Annotated in this window: 17 protein-coding genes; 6 read left to right on the top strand and 11 right to left on the bottom strand. The window is 39.9% G+C overall.

The features are described 5' to 3' along the window. Positions 1-32: 32 nt before the first annotated feature. From AX663_RS03125 to AX663_RS03105, 5 genes are all read right to left on the bottom strand, one after another. Positions 33-2,003 (bottom strand): peptide ABC transporter substrate-binding protein, encoded by a 1,971-nt coding sequence (locus AX663_RS03125; RefSeq protein WP_060972660.1) that lies wholly within the window; start codon positions 2,001-2,003, stop codon positions 33-35. Positions 2,004-2,239: 236 nt separating this feature from the next. Beyond that, entirely contained in the window at positions 2,240-3,223 is a 984-nt protein-coding gene (gene pta, locus AX663_RS03120) for a phosphate acetyltransferase (protein WP_037601729.1), read from the bottom strand. A 15-nt stretch (positions 3,224-3,238) separates the two neighbouring features. Beyond that, the gene (locus AX663_RS03115; protein ID WP_060972659.1) at positions 3,239-4,135 is read right to left on the bottom strand and encodes an RluA family pseudouridine synthase; all 897 of its coding nucleotides are present in this window, start codon (positions 4,133-4,135) and stop codon (positions 3,239-3,241) included. Next, a complete protein-coding gene (locus AX663_RS03110; RefSeq protein ID WP_060972658.1) occupies positions 4,132-4,968 on the bottom strand; it encodes an NAD kinase in 837 nt (278 codons plus the stop codon). Before AX663_RS03110 ends, AX663_RS03115 begins: the two co-directional genes overlap by 4 nt. Beyond that, positions 4,940-5,614, bottom strand: coding sequence for a GTP pyrophosphokinase (locus AX663_RS03105; protein ID WP_014634828.1), 675 nt, complete (start codon positions 5,612-5,614; stop codon positions 4,940-4,942). Before AX663_RS03105 ends, AX663_RS03110 begins: the two co-directional genes overlap by 29 nt. Positions 5,615-5,709: 95 nt before the next feature. Here AX663_RS03105 and AX663_RS03100 point away from each other — a divergent pair, with 95 nt between their 5' ends. The 6 genes from AX663_RS03100 to AX663_RS03075 all read left to right on the top strand — a co-directional run bounded on the left by AX663_RS03100 (position 5,710) and on the right by AX663_RS03075 (position 10,483). Continuing rightward, a complete protein-coding gene (locus AX663_RS03100; protein WP_002886838.1) occupies positions 5,710-6,285 on the top strand; it encodes a CYTH domain-containing protein in 576 nt (191 codons plus the stop codon). Between the two features lie 272 nt (positions 6,286-6,557). Next, on the top strand, positions 6,558-7,529 hold the full coding sequence (locus AX663_RS03095; protein ID WP_048673708.1) for a ribose-phosphate diphosphokinase: 972 nt from the start codon (positions 6,558-6,560) through the stop codon (positions 7,527-7,529). A 3-nt stretch (positions 7,530-7,532) separates the two neighbouring features. Beyond that, a complete protein-coding gene (locus AX663_RS03090) occupies positions 7,533-8,645 on the top strand; it encodes a cysteine desulfurase family protein (protein ID WP_060972657.1) in 1,113 nt (370 codons plus the stop codon). Position 8,646: 1 nt separating this feature from the next. Next, a complete protein-coding gene (locus AX663_RS03085) occupies positions 8,647-8,994 on the top strand; it encodes a DUF1831 domain-containing protein (RefSeq protein ID WP_002884733.1) in 348 nt (115 codons plus the stop codon). Between the two features lie 141 nt (positions 8,995-9,135). Further along, entirely contained in the window at positions 9,136-9,795 is a 660-nt protein-coding gene (locus AX663_RS03080) for a redox-sensing transcriptional repressor Rex (RefSeq protein ID WP_002884205.1), read from the top strand. Further along, positions 9,788-10,483, top strand: a complete 696-nt coding sequence (locus AX663_RS03075; RefSeq protein ID WP_037601715.1) for a gamma-glutamyl-gamma-aminobutyrate hydrolase family protein — start codon at positions 9,788-9,790, stop codon at positions 10,481-10,483. The genes AX663_RS03080 and AX663_RS03075 overlap by 8 nt, the downstream gene beginning before the upstream one ends. 57 nt (positions 10,484-10,540) lie before the next feature. Here AX663_RS03075 and radC read toward each other — a convergent pair whose 3' ends face one another. The 6 genes from radC to cps2T are packed head-to-tail and all read right to left on the bottom strand — an operon-like array spanning position 10,541 to position 17,009. Continuing rightward, on the bottom strand, positions 10,541-11,227 hold the full coding sequence (gene radC / locus AX663_RS03070; protein WP_060972656.1) for a RadC family protein: 687 nt from the start codon (positions 11,225-11,227) through the stop codon (positions 10,541-10,543). Between the two features lie 45 nt (positions 11,228-11,272). Next, complete coding sequence (locus AX663_RS03065; protein ID WP_060972655.1) at positions 11,273-12,916, bottom strand: rhamnan synthesis F family protein; 1,644 nt, start codon at positions 12,914-12,916, stop codon at positions 11,273-11,275. After that, positions 12,917-14,119 (bottom strand): ABC transporter ATP-binding protein, encoded by a 1,203-nt coding sequence (locus tag AX663_RS03060; protein ID WP_060972654.1) that lies wholly within the window; start codon positions 14,117-14,119, stop codon positions 12,917-12,919. Beyond that, positions 14,119-14,925, bottom strand: coding sequence for an ABC transporter permease (locus AX663_RS03055; protein WP_049554133.1), 807 nt, complete (start codon positions 14,923-14,925; stop codon positions 14,119-14,121). Before AX663_RS03055 ends, AX663_RS03060 begins: the two co-directional genes overlap by 1 nt. Then, positions 14,926-15,864, bottom strand: a complete 939-nt coding sequence (locus tag AX663_RS03050; RefSeq protein WP_060972653.1) for a glycosyltransferase family 2 protein — start codon at positions 15,862-15,864, stop codon at positions 14,926-14,928. Next, entirely contained in the window at positions 15,861-17,009 is a 1,149-nt protein-coding gene (gene cps2T / locus AX663_RS03045; protein ID WP_060972652.1) for a beta 1-4 rhamnosyltransferase Cps2T, read from the bottom strand. Before cps2T ends, AX663_RS03050 begins: the two co-directional genes overlap by 4 nt. Between the last annotated feature and the right edge of the window lie 115 nt (positions 17,010-17,124).

Below are 17,124 nucleotides of genomic sequence, written 5' to 3'. Positions count from 1 at the left end.
GGAAAAGGCAAACTGCCTTTTCCTCAAGATTATTATTTAACGTGTTTCTCAAGATCATTTTGAGCTTTTTCGTTAGATGCTTTCTTTTCTTTAAGCCATTTTTCACGACTTTGTTCATATTCTTTCTTAGTAACTACTTTTTCCTGTGGTTTCACATATTTGAAGTAGTCTGATGAGTTCTTATCACCCACCTGCATGCTAGCACCCGTAAATGGTGTCAAACGTGAGATAACTGGTGCTGCACCGTTACCAACAGTCAATGGAATGACAAGAGAGCTATCTTCCAACCAAGCTTGGGCTTGAGCATAACGGTCGTAACGAGCGTTGAGGTCTGTTGTTTCTGAAGCTGCTGAATCAAGCAAGGCGTCATAATCTTTAAGACCTACTTGAGCTGCGGCAGCATTGTTTGGATCATCATACCCCATGAAAGTCTTGGTATTTTCACTTGAAGTTGTCTTAAAGATATCAAGGTAAGTTGATGGGTCTTGATAGTCTGGACCCCAAATGACACCGTTTGAAATATCCCAGTCTTCTGCCGCTGCATTAGCCGCGTTAAGGGTTGCATTTTGTATGTCATCAGATGATAATTGGTTAACATCGATAACCACATTATCGCTACCCAATGATTGCTCAATGGTTTGTTTCAAAGATTGGGCCTGAGCAACATTGATTTTAGAACTTTGGTCAACAGGAAGGTCCAAGTGAATTGGGAATTGAACACCATCTGCTTGGAGAGTTTCCTTAGCTTTGGCAAACTCAGTCTTAGCTTTTTCAGCATTGTAGAGGCCATCTTGACCATCAGTAAAGTTGACACCTGACCATTCATCACCATAAGAGGACATTTTCTCTGTTACAAGATCTCCAAAGGTCTTATCACCTGCACTGACAAAATCAGAAGGAACAAAAAGGTTACGAAGAGCTAGAGCTGCACCATCTTTACCATTCATTTGTGATTGATAAGCCGTACGATCAATTGCGAAGTTGATTGATTGACGGAAGTCTTTGTTTAGAAGAGCCTTCTTAGTTGATGTCTTTTCAGCATCCGTCTTCTTGGCTGAGAATTTATAGCTTTGGCGGTCGATATTAACACCAATGGCTGATGTAGACGCACCTGGTGCAGTGTAATAAATGTTATCTTTATATTTCTTCTCTACAGAAGAATAGTTAGAACTCGTTGGGTAGACACGTGCAATGCTGAGACCGCCGTCAGAGAAACTACGTTCTTGTGATTCTTGATCCGATCCATCATAATATGACAATTTGATAGAGTCAAAATGCACGTTTTTCTTATCCCAATAATTCTCATTCTTAGTCAACTCGATAGATGATTTAGCTGTCAAAGATTTAAGAAGGAAAGGACCGTTATAGAGGATAGAGGTTGGGTCCGTTGACTTACCAAAATCTTTCCCTTTGTTCTTAAGAAAGTCTTCGTTAACTGGGAAGAGCAAACCATAGGTTGTCTTAGAGTTCCAGTATGGTTCCGGTTTTTTAAGTGTGTATTGCAGAGTGTAATCGTCGATTGCTTTAACGCCAACATTTGAGAAATCTTTATTGGCACCAGAAAGGTAGTCAGACAATCCAGCAATAGAATCTTGTACCAAATAGAGGGCTCCAGCTTTGGCATCAGCCGCATGCTTAAGACCAGTCACAAAGTCCTTAGCAGTCACATCAGCATACTCTTCACCATCTGAAGTATACCATTTAACACCCTTACGGATTTTATAAGTATAAGTCAAACCATCTTGAGACACAGACCAATCTTCAGCTACTGAAGGAACAAGGTTCCCATATTTATCAGCTTCCATAAGACCATCTACACCATTAGTTACAGCAGTCTTAGTTGGTCCAGTATTTGATGTAATATAATCCAAGGATTCTGGATCTGAGTTATAAATATAACTATAAGTCGTTCCACTAGTACTTGACTTAGAAGAACAAGCCGCTAAGGCACCAACACTTAGAAGGGCGACACCCGCAAGGGCTAACCATTTGCTTTTTTTCATAAGATTTCTCCAAAAAATAAAATTTTACTCTTTCATTATAGCATAAATAATCAAGAAAAACAGTCACTATCAGAATATTTTGCACAAGCAAAGTACATAATGAAACACGGCAAACTCAACAGTCCATTGTATTTCCTGGATTTCTAGCTACTTTAATCGATTTATTTTTAATCACCAGTCATGCATAAAACAAAAAGGCCTAACCCCTTGGTTAAACCTCTGTTTCTAAGTTAAAATTAGCCATTAAGAGCTTGAGCAGCTGTGATAATCGCCAAATTGTAAATATCTTCAGCACTAGCACCACGAGAAAGATCGTTTACTGGTTTATTAAGACCTTGTAAGATTGGTCCGATAGCTTCGAACATTCCCAAACGTTGGGCAATCTTATAGCCGATATTACCAGCCTGCAAGCCAGGGAAGACAAAGACATTAGCATGTCCTGCTACGTCACTATCTGGAGCCTTAATAGCTGCTGTTGCTGGAACAAATGCTGCATCGAACTGCAACTCCCCATCAATAGCCAAGTCAGGACGCATTTCTTTAGCAATATTTGTTGCTTGAACAACCCTGTCAACTTTTGGCGATTTAGCAGAACCTTTTGTTGAGAAGCTAAGCATGGCCACTTTAGGATCAATACCAAAAACTTTAGCTGTTTCAGCAGTATTAATTGCAATTTCTGCCAATTCTTGAGCATTTGGTTCAATATTGATAGCACAGTCAGCAAACATCAAGCGATGATCGGTATTTTCACGGTTCATAAGGAAGACACCTGATGTACGAGAAATACCAGGTTTTGTTTTGATAATTTGAAGGGCCGGACGTACCGTATCCGCTGTTGAGTGAATAGCACCTGAAACCATCCCATCAGCAAGACCAAGTTTAACTAGCATAACACCGAAATAGTTGACATCATGAAGCAACTTTTCCGCATCTTCCATTGTCGCTTTCCCTTTACGGATTTCAACAAATTTTTCCTTCATTTCCTCGAAATCTTCATAGGTTTCAGGATTAATAATTGTATAGTTAAAGTCTGCAAAACCAAGATCGTTCAAGATTTTGTGAACCTCTGCTGGGTCTCCCAAAATAATAGGATCAACCAATCCTTCAAATTTCAAACGGGCTGCTGCACGAACCACACGGTCGTCGTTACCCTCAGGGAAAACAATCTTAACACCTTTCCCTGAAATATGTTCACGAAGTTCACCAAATAGACTACGCATAAAAAAATTCCTCAATCAATCTTTTTTAGTTTGTAAGTTCATGATAACGGTTTCAAAATCATCTGTCAAGGAAGATGCATGGACCATCTCTTTTTTGGTAAAAGGATCAACAAATGCAAGACGGTGACAATGCAAGGCCTGGCGCTCAATACCATAGTCTAGAGAACCACCATAAAGATCATCTCCCAAAAGGGGAAGGCCTAAGTGGGCAAAGTGGACGCGAATCTGGTGAGTACGCCCAGTATGCAAATTGATATCAACCAGTTTAACCCTACCATAATCACCTACCAAACGATAACTAGTGTGGGCATATTTCCCCGACTTATGGACTCGACGTGTGATAATGGAATCGACATCACGCGCAATCGGGGCAATGATTTCTCCCTGCTTCTCAAGTTTGGTGTCACCTTCAACCAAGGCATAGTAATGTTTCTTGATAGACTTCTGTTGTAACTGTTTATCCATACGAGCATGGGCGTAACCATGCTTAGCAAACAGCATGAGACCAGAGGTATCCTTATCCAAACGTGTCACAATATGCACACGCTGGTTGGGATAATTATTGCTGACAAAATGATGTTTGACAAAATTAGCCATGGTATTATCGTGGTTAACACTTGGAATACTAGCATAGCCATAGGGTTTATTAATCACCAAGAAGTTATCATCCTCATAGACGATATCCAAGTCAAAAGGAATTGGCTTCAAGGTTTCATGCGGTGCCTCGTCAGGGATTTCAATGGCAACCACATCTCCTTCATGGACAGGATAAGTCGCAAACTGCTCCTCGCCATTGACCCAAATATGACCACCTTCAAACTTAATCTTGGCCAGAAGTCCTTTTGAAATATCATGCTCCTTCAAAAAAGTCTTAACTCGACAGGAACGCCCTACTGTAAACTCATATCTCATTCTTCCATGTCTCCAATAAAGGATTCACGTACGCGTTCCCAGAAACTTGTGTGGCTAGCACTAGCAACAAAAGAAATCTTTCGTTGGTCAATCGAAAATTCTACCTTTTTCACATTACGGTTGGTATAGGTTTTATTATCAACGGATAGAGTGTAGCTTCCCATTCGGGTAGGATAAACGGTAATCTTCTCGTGCTTGGGCACAATAAGGGGACTTCCTAAGGTCCGGTACACACGATTATTAAGACTGGCAATCTCTGTCAGTTGCAAGGCTTCAATAGTGGGATGAAGGACCGCACCACCCAAGGATTTATTGTAGGCCGTTGATCCTGTAGGCGTCGACACTGACAACCCATCTCCACGGAAGCTCTCAAACAAGACATCATTAAGGCAAACATCTGCTGCCATGGTTTTCTCATTACGCTTGATGGCTGCTTCATTGAGGGCAATCGACGTAAAAGAACGACCATCAGCCAGGGTCAATTTGACATTCAAAAGAGGGTAAGAAATCTTTGCACCACTATCTTTTCGAAGCGTCTCGATTAATTGATCCACTTCACTGTCCAAATAATCCGTATAAAAGCCTAAATGACCCGTGTGAATCCCTACAAAACGCACACGCGCAAGATCTTTTTCATACATATGAAAGGCCGATAGCAACATGCCATCACCACCAATTGAGATGACCACATCTGGATTTTTCTTGGTCAAATAAAAATCAGGATCATCTCGAAAGGCATTAAAAAGTTTCGAGGCAACACGCCTACTTTGGGGTTTGCCATTGGCAATAATAGCTACCTTCATCTCATCCGAAGAGGTCTTCATCTGTGTCATCACTATTTCCTACACTATCCTTCAAAGTTCTATTAATTGGATCAAAGAGCAACTGGGCTTCTCTAATATCATCACGTATCTTCCGCATTTCTTCGTCAAGCTCATAAGCCATGCGGGCCGTAGTTTCCAAGCGAAGTTTAATCTCCTCAGGAAAATTCCCCTGATACTTGTAATTAAGGGAATGTTCAATGGTGGCCCAAAAGTTCATGGCCAAAGTCCTAATCTGAATCTCTGCAAGAATCTCCTTACGACCATCTATGGTATCAACGGGATAAGAGATAATAACATGATAAGAGCGATAACCCGAATTTTTACGGTTTCTGATATAGTCTCGCTCTGAAACAATAGTCATATCACTACGATGACGAAGCAAAGCCAAAACCTCATCCACATCATCGACAAATTGGACCATGACTCGGAGACCAGCGATATCCTGCATATCTTGAGCCAAATTTTCAATCGAAAGGCCACGAAGGGCGATTTTCTCCTCAATAGAAGCCACTGACTTCACTCGTCCCGTCACAAACTCAATAGGCGAGTGACGATTTTGCTTACGAAATTGTTTACGAATGCCTCGGAGCTTGATTTTGAGCTCACCTACGGCCTGAATATAGGGGTCTAGAAATTCTTCCCAATCCATGGTCAAGATAGGACTCCTCCTTGTCAAAAGCTTTAGTTTTTTATAAAATAAATACAATCTGTTATATTATACCACATTTGAAAGCACAAGGGAGGACACACATGAACCATTTAGAGATAGAGTACAAGACTCTACTCACCAAAGACGAGTACAATCGTTTAGCGATGCTTTTCTCCCATGTGACACCTGTTACGCAAACAAACTACTACATCGACACTCCTCAGAGTGACATGAGAAATAAAAAGTTGTCTTTGCGTATTAGGACACTTCCCACTCATGGTGAGCTGACCTTGAAAATCCCTGAAAAAGTCGGGAACATGGAGTACAACGTTACCATGGATTGTGCGGATGCTAAGGCTTTGACTAAGTCGCTGGACTTTCCTGATTGTCAAATCAAATCCATTCTTTTAGAACGTGGGGTTAAACTAGAGGACCTAACCATCCTCGGACATTTGACCACAACTCGTCGTGAGTACCAGACCAACATCGGCCTCATGGCTCTTGATGTCAATGTCTATGCTGACAAGAAAGACTACGAGCTTGAACTAGAAGTTTCAGATGCTGAGAAAGGTAAAGACGACTTTGATGCCTTTCTTAAAGAAAATAACATTGACTTTAAGTATGCCAAGAGTAAGGTTGCACGCTTTGTAGCTACCCTCAAACGAGACAAAGACTAAAATTTAGACAAGGAGTTGGCTCCTTGTTTTTTATTTTAAACACATGTAGCTTCAAATACCACAAGTATTTAGAACTCCAGAGGGTAATAGATTTCTCTAAAAACGCATACATAGGAATTTTATCTAACAAAGGTTCGGTATTTTTCACTAATATCACACTTTGAAGGCTGAAATTTCTGCTTCTTTTTGCTAAAATAGAACTATCTTTAGTTTTATTACAATAGCCCTAACTGGGCTTAGCATCTTATTTTTTTAAAGGAGTCACCATCGTCATGGTACATCAAAAAGCAAACCCACAATTGAAATTGTTCTCGCTCAGCTCAAACCCAGAAATTGCTGAAAAAATTGCTGAGGCTACTGGATTGCCACTTGGTAAAGTATCTTCACGTCAATTTTCTGACGGTGAAATCATGATCAACATTGAAGAGTCTGTTCGTGGGGACGATATCTATATCATCCAATCTACTAGCAACCCTGTTAACGACCACCTTTGGGAATTGCTCATCATGATTGATGCCTGCAAACGTGCCAGTGCTAACTCTGTCAACGTTGTTATGCCTTACTTTGGTTATGCACGTCAAGACCGTATCGCTGCGTCACGTGAACCAATCACTGCTAAATTGATTGCCAATATGCTAGTTAAAGCTGGTGTCAATCGTCTCTTGACGCTTGACCTTCACGCTGTCCAAGTTCAAGGATTCTTCGATATCCCAGTAGATAACCTCTTCACAATGCCTTTGTTTGCTGAATACTACAACAAAAAAGGATTCACAGGAAGTGATGTTGTCGTTGTTAGCCCTAAAAACTCGGGTGTTAAACGTGCTCGTAGCTTGGCGGACTACCTTGATGCACCAATCGCTATCATTGACTACGCTCAAGATGATTCAGAACGTGAAGAAGGCTACATCATCGGTGAGGTTGAAGGAAAAACAGCAATCTTGGTTGATGATATCCTTAACACTGGTAAAACGTTTGCTGAAGCTGCTAAAATCCTTGAACGTGGTGGCGTTAAAGACATCTATGCAGTAGCTAGTCACGGTCTCTTTGCAGGAGGTGCTGCTGAAGTCCTCAACGCTGCTCCAATTAAAGAAATCTTGGTGACAGATTCAGTTGCAACTAAAGAAAATGTTCCTACAAATGTTAAATACATTTCAGCAAGTAAGCTAATCGCTAACGCTACTACTCGTATTTTCGAACGTCAACCACTTAGCCCACTCTTTGCTTACACTGCAAACGAGGACTAAGCTATGGTTTATTTGGACAATGCGGCAACAACTCCTTTAAATACTGCTGCTATTTCAGCTATGACACATGTCATGACTGAAACCTTTGGGAATCCATCCAGCCTCCATGCTTACGGTCGACAGGCTTCTAAGGAACTTCGTGAAGCCCGTGAAGAAATGGCCAAACACTTTGGAGTCCCTGCTCGTAAGCTTATTTTCACTTCTGGTGGGACTGAAGGAAACAATACAGCTATCAAAGGTTACGCCCTAGCCAATCAAGCTAAAGGTAAGCACCTGATTACAACTGCTATTGAACACCACTCTGTCCTTCACACCATGGCCTACTTGGAAGAGCGTTTTGGTTTTGAAGTAACCTATATTCAACCAGAAAACCAAGTCATTACTGCCCAACAAATCGCTGATGCCTTACGTGACGATACCATTCTGGTTTCTGTTATGTATGCCAATAATGAGACTGGCCAATTACTTCCTATTAAGGAAATTGGTGACTTGCTTGCCAATCACCAAGCTGCCTTCCACGTCGATGCCGTTCAGGTAGCAGGAAAACTTCCTATTCACCCAGAGGAACTTGGAGCCGATTTTCTCTCTATTAGTGCCCATAAATTCCACGGACCTAAAGGTGTCGGCTTGCTCTATCATAACGATTTGCATTTTGACAACCTACTCCACGGTGGTGAGCAAGAAGAAAAACGCCGTGCTAGCACTGAAAACCTGGTCGGGATTGCAGGTATGACCGCAGCTTACAAACAAGCTAGCGACCACTACCAAGACAATTACCAGCATGTTGAAACGATTCGTCAGGCCTTTCTAGATTCCCTTACCATTCCTTATGAAATCAATGGTGGAGGACCTAGCCTACCTCACGTCATCAACATCAGTTTTCCTGATAAGGAAAACGGCCCTCTCTTAACCTTGTTAGACCTAGCTGGCTTTGCTGTCTCAACAGGTTCTGCTTGTACTGCTGGAACTGTTGACCCTAGCCACGTCATCCAGGCCCTCTATGGCAAGGATTCTGACAAGCTAAAAACAGCCATTCGCATTAGTTTATCAGAGAAAAATACCGCTGAAGAACTCCAAGCCCTAGCAGAAAAACTTAATCAAATCATAGGAGACTAACATGGCATTTGAAAAAAGCATTCATTTGACTGACTGTAAGTACCGTTACACCATCAGTCCTAATGTCAAAAAATTCACTCTACGTGATACGACTTTTGTGCAAAATAAAATCGGAAACTACGAGTTGCACCGCCTTCTCGAAAAAGTGCCTAACTCAGGCGAAGGTTTCCCACTCAAAATCACTATTAACAAAGACTTGACCGGCTTCAAATTGTCTATCACAGACAAATCTGGCCTTCGTAACGTTAATATCTTTAAAAATGAAGATCACCACATCTTGCAAGAGAAATTCTACTTCTTGATGCAGAGTTTGGTTGATCGTAACGTTTTCGAGCAAGAAGAAGTCTAAATTTTTTCTTACTACATAGAAATAGCCTATCCATGTGATAGGTTTTTTATATCGCCTCATCTACACTATTTTGTTGCAATCTTCACAAACTTTTCTTAAAATATAAGAGAATTATACTAATTAAAGAAAGGAAAGCGATCAATGACATTTGAGAAAAACATCCCAAACGCCACTGCCAAACGTCTCTCTCTCTACTATCGTATTTTCAAACGATTCCATCGTGAAAATATCGACAAAGCAAGCTCTAAACAAATTGCTGAAGCGATTGGGATTGATCCTGCTACTGTTCGTCGTGACTTCTCCTATTTTGGTGAGCTAGGTCGCCGTGGTTTTGGTTATGACGTAAACAAACTGATGACATTTTTCGCTGAACTCCTTAATGACAATGCGACAACCAAGGTACTCCTCGTAGGTGTTGGCAATGTCGGGCGTGCCCTCCTCCACTACCGTTTTCAAGAGCGTAACCGCATGCAGCTGGTCATGGCTTTTGATACAGACGATAACGAATTGGTTGGAACTCAAACCGAGGACAAGATTCCTATCTATGGGATTTCCCAGATTAAGGACAAGATTGCCCAAGAAGATATCAAAACAGCCATCCTGACAGTGCCATCAGTTAAGGCCCAGGAGGTGGCTGATCTTTTGGTTGATGCTGGAATTGAAGGCATTCTCTGTTTCTCTCCGGTCAACCTCAATCTTCCACGCCATGTGGTAGTCCAATACGTAGACTTGACTAGCGAACTACAAACCCTACTCTATTTCATGAAAGAAGAAGAAAAATCAAGGAGAAACAATGACTAAACCAATTATCGGAATCACTGCCAATGTAAGGCCTAATCCAGCCCATGAAGACATCAACTGGTCCTATGCCCCATCTGGCTTTGTAGAAGGAGTTCAAAGAGCCGGTGGCCTAGCAATCCTACTACCAGTATCCGATCCTTCGGAAGCCAAGACCTACATCTCCATGATTGATAAGCTTATCCTGATCGGTGGACAAAACGTTGACCCTAAATTCTACAACGAAGAGAACCATGCCAGTGAAGATGACTTCTTCCTCGAACGAGATATCTTTGAAATGGCACTCATCGAGGAAGCCACTAAGCAGAAGAAACCCATCTTTTCAATCTGTCGCGGTACCCAACTCATGAATGTCGCACTAGGTGGTAGCCTCCATCAAGATATTGAAAATCACTGGCAAGACAAACCTTCTGATTACCTCTACCATGAGATGATTGTTGATGAGAACAGTAAGTTAGCAGAAATCTACGGACGTGGAACCTCTATCAACTCCTTCCACCATCAAAGTATCAAACACTTGGCCTCTGACCTTCGTGTCATTGCGCGTGATCCTGAGGACAACACAGTCGAAGCTGTTGAGTCAAATAGTCCAGACCTTCGCTTTCTTGGTGTACAATGGCACCCAGAGCTTCTCCTAGACAAACGTGAAGAAGACCTCAAACTCTTTGAATACGTCGTTAACGAACTTTAAAAGCAACTGAGACTACACTCAGTTGCTTTTCTCTTGTCTTTATCACATAGGTTCAACCTAAAGATCAAAATCCTCCCTCTCCTCACGAAAAGAATAATAGGTCGATTTGCCAACAATCAGATGATCAAGCAGACAAATTCCTAAATCATCACAGGAACGCTTAATCTTTTGTGTAAAATCAATATCATTTCGACTAGGATAGGCTTCCCCCGAAGGATGATTGTGAACCACAATCAAAGACGTTGCCATCAGATGACAGGCATAATGTAAAATCTCACGCGGCTCAGCAATCGAACGACGGACCCCACCAATAAAGACCGTCTTTTGCTGAATAATACGGTTCTGCGTATCCAAATAGATAGCCACCAGATGCTCCTGAGGCTTGTCCCCAATATCCAACATCATACGACGAGCCACCTGCTGACTGGACATAATCTGCTCAGAACGAGACAACTCAGCCTTCTCAATCCGCTTAGCCAACTCCACCATAGCCTTCAGTTCAATGGATTTCACACGCCCAATACCAGGAATCTCCTGAAGCTCATTCAAGGACAAACGAGACAAATCCGCCAAACTCGTCATCCCTTTTAAAATACGGTTAGCCATAGATAGGACCGACTCAGACCTAGTCCCAGTTCGCAGCACTATCGCCAACAGCTCTTGGTCAGACAACACCTCTGCTCCCTTCTGTAAGAGTCGTTCACGAGGCAAAAGCCCCGACTCCTCAGCTACAATACTATACATAAGAAAAAAACCTCCTACTTACTTATTCGTAAGTGGGAGGGGAAGTTAAACAGCTGAAGATTTTTTTAAACCTAATTTCTTTAACAAGGCTTTTCGATATGATGAAAATTTTTTCTTTAACGTCAGTGGTTCTGCTACCTGCGACATTTCAATAAGATGGAGCTTATAACGTTCTGCAAAAGATATTTTTTCAGAAGAAATAATTCGATAATCAATTCCTAGATCCCAAGCTTTTCGATAGAAAAGATAAAAAAGGGTATCCTCATCAAAGTCATAGAAAGCTTGCTTATCCTTAAGAATAATGTTTTTCAGAAAATCTTTTGACAGCCACATAAAACCTTGAAAAACATGAAGCGAATGATTGATTACTTTTCGACATTCGTTAGTTAATTTAACTGTCTGTTCTTGATTTAAAGTATCAATTGCATCCGTCCAATAGAGTTCTTTTGACAAATCAGCAAAAATAAGTCCAACCTCTGGAAAATGGTCAAAGATTGATACTACCTTCTCTTCATCTGATAGCATATCCACAAGAGCATGTCTTGTAGTTTCATCAACAAGTTTACCTTCATTTCCAAAGGCTTCTGTGTGGAAATGCCCAACAAAGTCATAATCACAAAGCTTAGAAGCCAAGGAAACCAAGGCATGATAATGATTATCAAACCGTTGTGAGATTATATGAAATCTATCTTTATCAAAACTATTTAATAAGGTATTCTCAACTTCATTTTTATCTAAATGACTTGATAAAGTGAAAAAATAGAAAGCAGATAACTTACTATCAAAAAATACTTTCAGTCTCTCAAGGTCGCTAATGTGCACATGGATAGCTATACGATACTTATGCTTGCTTAAGGTTTTAAAAGAAGGGCCAATAATTTTCTCATCTAAAATGACTAAACTGTCAGGGGAATGGTAACGATTTAGATGTGACTTAATTAGTGCTACTGGATATGTTGATAGGTTAGCAAGATAGTCTAAAAGTAACCTTCCCTTTTTTTCATTGTCGGTAAAAGCTTTTAGTTTAATGAATGGTACCTTATGCTCAAGGGTACTTATTGGTCTGTAGTAAGAAAAGTCAGGATGAATTAGATCTTCCGCCTCTGATTCAATGGTATTAAAGACAGCATCATAACGATAACCCGCCTCAGTAAGAACACTGGTAACCCTAGTTTCGTAATTGTCAATAACATCTTGAACATCAGTAAAAGTCTTTATAGAAGTCCAAAATTTCTGAAAGACTTCCGAAGCGACAACATGATTTTTGAAAGATATAAAATAACTTTGCAAATGCTCTTCGAAATATTTGGTCTTTCTAAAGTTCGTCATCCCCCAAAAGTCAACACTCTGTCGTTGTTCAAAGTCTTCAACTAGGTCAGACATATCCCAAAGAGGACCAAAGCAAGTGTCATTCATGAGTGTAACCGAATCAAAATCTGCTAACCGTTCGAATCCAACATGAGTCATACCATCTCTCCAGGCTGCAAAATCAAAGCCTAAATTCTCTCTCTGAATAACTTCAGCTATGCCAAGCTCTTTGAGAGTTAATTTTGCCGATTCCGTTAGTTGACTATTTGAAATCACAATAAGTTTAGAAAAAAGTGGTCGAAGTTGCTCCAATTGGTAGAGCACATGACCACTTAATTCGTCGTACTTATTATAATGAACATACAATAAGAGACGTTTCATTTATTCTTGAATCTCCCATTTTCCATTTCTCTGAACCATACCAGTTGCAGAATCTTTAGCAGACTTATCATCATCCTCGATATCTGTTCGATTTAAGAGAATAACTGGTGAGTTATCCGAATCAGCAAAAGCAATCATCTGGTCCTCATTATCTCTGACAGAAACCTGAAGCTTCAGCTTGATATTATTAAGATGAGCTAGGCTACACTTATAAGTGAGTGTCTTTCTTCCAGCACCACTTGTCTTATTGTCCATAGAATTGTCATTGTAAATCCAGATTCCACGGTCAATATCTGTCAATGAAAAGGCAATATAGGTCTCAATATCCTCATTGACATCATATGAAATCTCAAATGAAATATCTTGGTCAGGACTGATAATATTATCATTCAAGAGTTTCACTTGTAAATCAGTGATTTTAGGGTTTTCAACAACAACGTCGTCGTTTGAAACCTTTTGACCAGCAGCATTATCAAAACTATATTGGTTAGCAACTTCATCTGGATCACCAACCACTTTGACCAAACCATGTTCGATCAAAACTGCTTTATTACAGTACTTCTTAACCGCAGACATATCATGGGTAACCAAGATGGTTGTCTTACCAGATTGCTTACGTTCCATGAAATAATCATTACACTTACGCTGGAAAGCCTCGTCACCTACAGCTAAGACTTCATCCAAGATAAGGATATCCCCTTGAGCCTTGATAGCAACTGAGAAAGCCAAACGAACCTGCATACCACTTGAGTAGTTCTTCAACTTTTGATTCATGAAATCATGAAGTTCAGCAAAGTCAACAATGTCATCATACATGGCATCTACTTCTTCTGTTGAAAAACCAAGCATTGCACCATTCATATAGACATTCTCACGACCAGTTAGTTCTGGATTAAACCCAACCCCAAGCTCAATGAAAGATACCAACTTACCATCAATGGTAACCTTACCTTTTTCAGGAACATAAATCTCAGAAATAATTTTTAGAAGTGTTGATTTCCCAGAACCATTACGTCCAACAATTCCATAAAAATCACCTTTTCCAACTTCAAAAGAAATATCTTTCAAGACATGTTGTTCAGTATACCCTTTAATCCCTTTAAAGCGATTGACTAAAGTTGTTCTCAAACTCTGACTCGCCTCAGTTGGTAATTTAAAATACTTACTTACATGATCTACTTTTACAGCAATATTATTTGACATTATAGAATCTCCGCAAATCGTTTAGCATTTCGATTAAAGACAAGGAAACCAATGATAAAAATCACTACAGGAATCGCATAAGGAACAAAAGCAATCAATTTATTATTAATAATATCCCATCCTCTTGGATTAACTGGGTCAATGATAAAATGACGCATATCCTGTAAAATCTGAGCAATCGGATTAAGCATCATAATCTTTGCAACAAACTCTTGATTTCTTTGAAGAAGATAAGTGATTGAGTAGATAATTGGGCTCGCATACATACCAGCTTGAAGTACTACTTCCCAAACTGGACCAATATCACGATATTTAACAAAGAGTGCTGATAAAATAAAAGCAACTCCCATTGCCATCAATAGCACCTCAATGAATAGAGGAATGATAACCAATGTATTAAAACCAATCGGAACATGATTAATTAAAGCAAAAACGAAGACAACCACAAGGTTAATCAAAAAGTTAATCGCAGCTCCTAGCACAGATGAGATAACGATTGTTTGCTTTGGAAAGTTAAGCTTACGTAATAGGTCTCCTCGTGAAACAATGGAAAGCATCCCCATATTGGTAGCCTCCGTAAAAAAGCCCCAGAAGATCATAGCCAAAAGCAAGCCTACTGCATAGTGTGGTGTCCCATCATCAAATCTCAAGAAACGAACAAAGACAAGGTACATAATTGTAAACATCATCAAAGGTTTCAAAATAGACCAAAGATAACCGATGAAAGAACCTTGATAACGCAATTTAAAATCCGTTTTAATCAGTTCCTTAAGTAAAATCCTATTTTTCTGACTAAAGAAATTCATTTAGTCCTCCTTATACATGAATTTTGTCAAAATCAAACTCGTAAATACAATGGTATGAAAAGCCCTGTTTTTACGATAACCATATGTTTTCAAACGACGATAACGCTCTCTGAATCCTTGGTCCATAATGGTCACAAAGTTTTCAACCAACTCTCTATTTTCAGTATTCAATGGCAAAGAAAGAAGATTTTCCGCCTGATTCTGACTAGCCTTAATCAACTTCCAATATTTGTTGAACAAGGTCTGAGGGCGAATCCAATTCTGCATACGTTTTCGAAGTGTTCTAGCTCCCAAGACATTATCCGCATGCTGACGGTAAAGCTCTGTCGGCTGATCAATATAAACGAGATTACCAAATGCTGATGCTAATAAACCTAAGTACCAGTCATGCATCAGAAGCTCATTCATTTCCTCACCAGTCCATAATTCAGCCAGGGCATGATTGATTAAAGACACACCACCTGTAACAGTGTTTTCTGTCATTTCTTGAACCAATTCCGTATTGGCATGATCAGACTGAGTACGAATCATACTCTCATGAAGTACCTCTAAATCTTGATTCACAACCTTTAAATCCGTATATACCAAAAGGGGTTTATCAGATGGGTAGTGACTTGCTTTCTCAAGTTGAAGAGATAGCTTCTCAGGTAACCAAGTATCATCCTGGTCTGAGAAAAGATAGTAGTCAGATTCTTGATACTTCAGAAGCGTAAAGAAACTCTTTATTACACCTAAATTTTCAGTTTGATCAGGATTGATGAAAGTAATGCGATCATCTTCTAAAGCGAAACGTTTGATAATCTCTCTCGTTTTATCTTTAGAACCATCATCACGAATTAACAAGGTCCAATCAGTATAAGTTTGCTGCTGAATACTTTCAATTTGCTCCGCTAAAAAGTTCTCGCCATTATAAGTAGACATGAGAATAGTTACTTTCATGATAAAAATAGCTCCTCGTATTCACCCACGATTTTTTCCCAGGTGTAATTTTCTTTCATATTTGCTTTAGCAGCATTTCCCAAGTCCTCAAATGACACTTGACCATCTACAGAATCGATAAGCTGAGACAAATTCCCATCCTCTTTATTCCAATACAAGGCAGTCTCTTGAGCAACCTGATGGTTAAAGTCTACATTATAAATAAGGTTGAGGTCCGTTTGAGCCAAGGCCTCTAATAAGCCTGGATTCGTTCCACCTACTTCGTGTCCATGAATATAAGCAAAGGCTTGGTTGCGAATATACTTAAGCAAATCCTGATCATAGACAGTACCCACAAACTTCACACGTTTATCTTTATCAAATCCTGTAATCTGTCGTAGTTCATCAAAGTAAGCATTTCCTTCATGATTACAGATGATAACAAGATCACGCTCTGTAGAGGACTTCATAAATTCACGAATCGCAGTTTCGTAATTGTTTTCAGGAACAAATCGACCCAATATCAAATAGTAATCTTTTTCTTGAGTCTGCCATTTCTGATACCAATCTCGAACAGGGTCATCCTCAGCAGTTAAAGTCGTCTTAGATAAATCAGTTCCATAAGCAATGAAAGTCGTTCTAGCCCACGGATAGGTGTTTTGAATATAGGTCTCAATACCTCGGTTATCAGAAATAATCAAGTTCGCATACTTTGTCATCTCTTTTTCAGAGTATTTGAGATAGCTTTGAACAGGCTTAGACCACTTAGCACGTTTCCATTCCAAACCGTCAGGATTGACTAACAAAATCCCACCAACGGACTGAATTTTCTTGGCAAAATGAACAATGAAGGCACCAATGGTATTTCCTAAAATATAGAAAATTGGGGATTGAATTCCCTCTTTTTTAATAAGTTTCAAGCTATAATTGATAGCCATCATATCGTAAGCTATGACACGCGCAGGACCTAGCTTTGGAGGATTGACCGTAAAACAATCCGCACCTTTATAGTCAAAATGGTTGCCAGTACTTTCGTCAGATAAGCAAGCCACGTGATAACGTATAGCAGGTGATACCTTATAAGAAATCAATTTTTCAACAAATGTCTCGAAACCACCATATTGAGCAGGCAAACCTCTACTACCTATGATAAAAATATCCTTCAAAGTTTACCTCCATTCGTCACATCTCTCAAATACACAGAATTATACATAGTAGCTTTTATTATACCATTTTGGAAGGTATTTTGCATGATTGGACAGAAAGAGTAAAGCAAAAAGG

The organism is Streptococcus sp. CCH8-H5 (assembly GCF_001556505.1).
Classification (GTDB): Bacteria; Bacillota; Bacilli; order Lactobacillales; family Streptococcaceae; genus Streptococcus.
Note: the sequence above shows the minus strand (reverse complement) of the source record. Positions and strands in the feature narration are given on the sequence as shown.

Excerpts from the sequence above, each read along its gene's own strand:
- AX663_RS03125 (WP_060972660.1), bottom strand. The coding sequence starts at position 2,003 with ATGAAAAAAAGCAAATGGTTAGCCCTTGCGGGTGTCGCCCTTCTAAGT.
- pta (WP_037601729.1), bottom strand. The coding sequence starts at position 3,223 with ATGCGTAGTCTATTTGGTGAACTTCGTGAACATATTTCAGGGAAAGGT.
- AX663_RS03115 (WP_060972659.1), bottom strand. The coding sequence starts at position 4,135 with ATGAGATATGAGTTTACAGTAGGGCGTTCCTGTCGAGTTAAGACTTTT.
- AX663_RS03110 (WP_060972658.1), bottom strand. The coding sequence starts at position 4,968 with ATGACACAGATGAAGACCTCTTCGGATGAGATGAAGGTAGCTATTATT.
- AX663_RS03100 (WP_002886838.1), top strand. The coding sequence starts at position 5,710 with ATGAACCATTTAGAGATAGAGTACAAGACTCTACTCACCAAAGACGAG.
- AX663_RS03095 (WP_048673708.1), top strand. The coding sequence starts at position 6,558 with ATGGTACATCAAAAAGCAAACCCACAATTGAAATTGTTCTCGCTCAGC.
- AX663_RS03090 (WP_060972657.1), top strand. The coding sequence starts at position 7,533 with ATGGTTTATTTGGACAATGCGGCAACAACTCCTTTAAATACTGCTGCT.
- AX663_RS03085 (WP_002884733.1), top strand. The coding sequence starts at position 8,647 with ATGGCATTTGAAAAAAGCATTCATTTGACTGACTGTAAGTACCGTTAC.
- AX663_RS03080 (WP_002884205.1), top strand. The coding sequence starts at position 9,136 with ATGACATTTGAGAAAAACATCCCAAACGCCACTGCCAAACGTCTCTCT.
- AX663_RS03075 (WP_037601715.1), top strand. The coding sequence starts at position 9,788 with ATGACTAAACCAATTATCGGAATCACTGCCAATGTAAGGCCTAATCCA.
- radC (WP_060972656.1), bottom strand. The coding sequence starts at position 11,227 with ATGTATAGTATTGTAGCTGAGGAGTCGGGGCTTTTGCCTCGTGAACGA.
- AX663_RS03065 (WP_060972655.1), bottom strand. The coding sequence starts at position 12,916 with ATGAAACGTCTCTTATTGTATGTTCATTATAATAAGTACGACGAATTA.
- AX663_RS03060 (WP_060972654.1), bottom strand. The coding sequence starts at position 14,119 with ATGTCAAATAATATTGCTGTAAAAGTAGATCATGTAAGTAAGTATTTT.
- AX663_RS03055 (WP_049554133.1), bottom strand. The coding sequence starts at position 14,925 with ATGAATTTCTTTAGTCAGAAAAATAGGATTTTACTTAAGGAACTGATT.
- AX663_RS03050 (WP_060972653.1), bottom strand. The coding sequence starts at position 15,864 with ATGAAAGTAACTATTCTCATGTCTACTTATAATGGCGAGAACTTTTTA.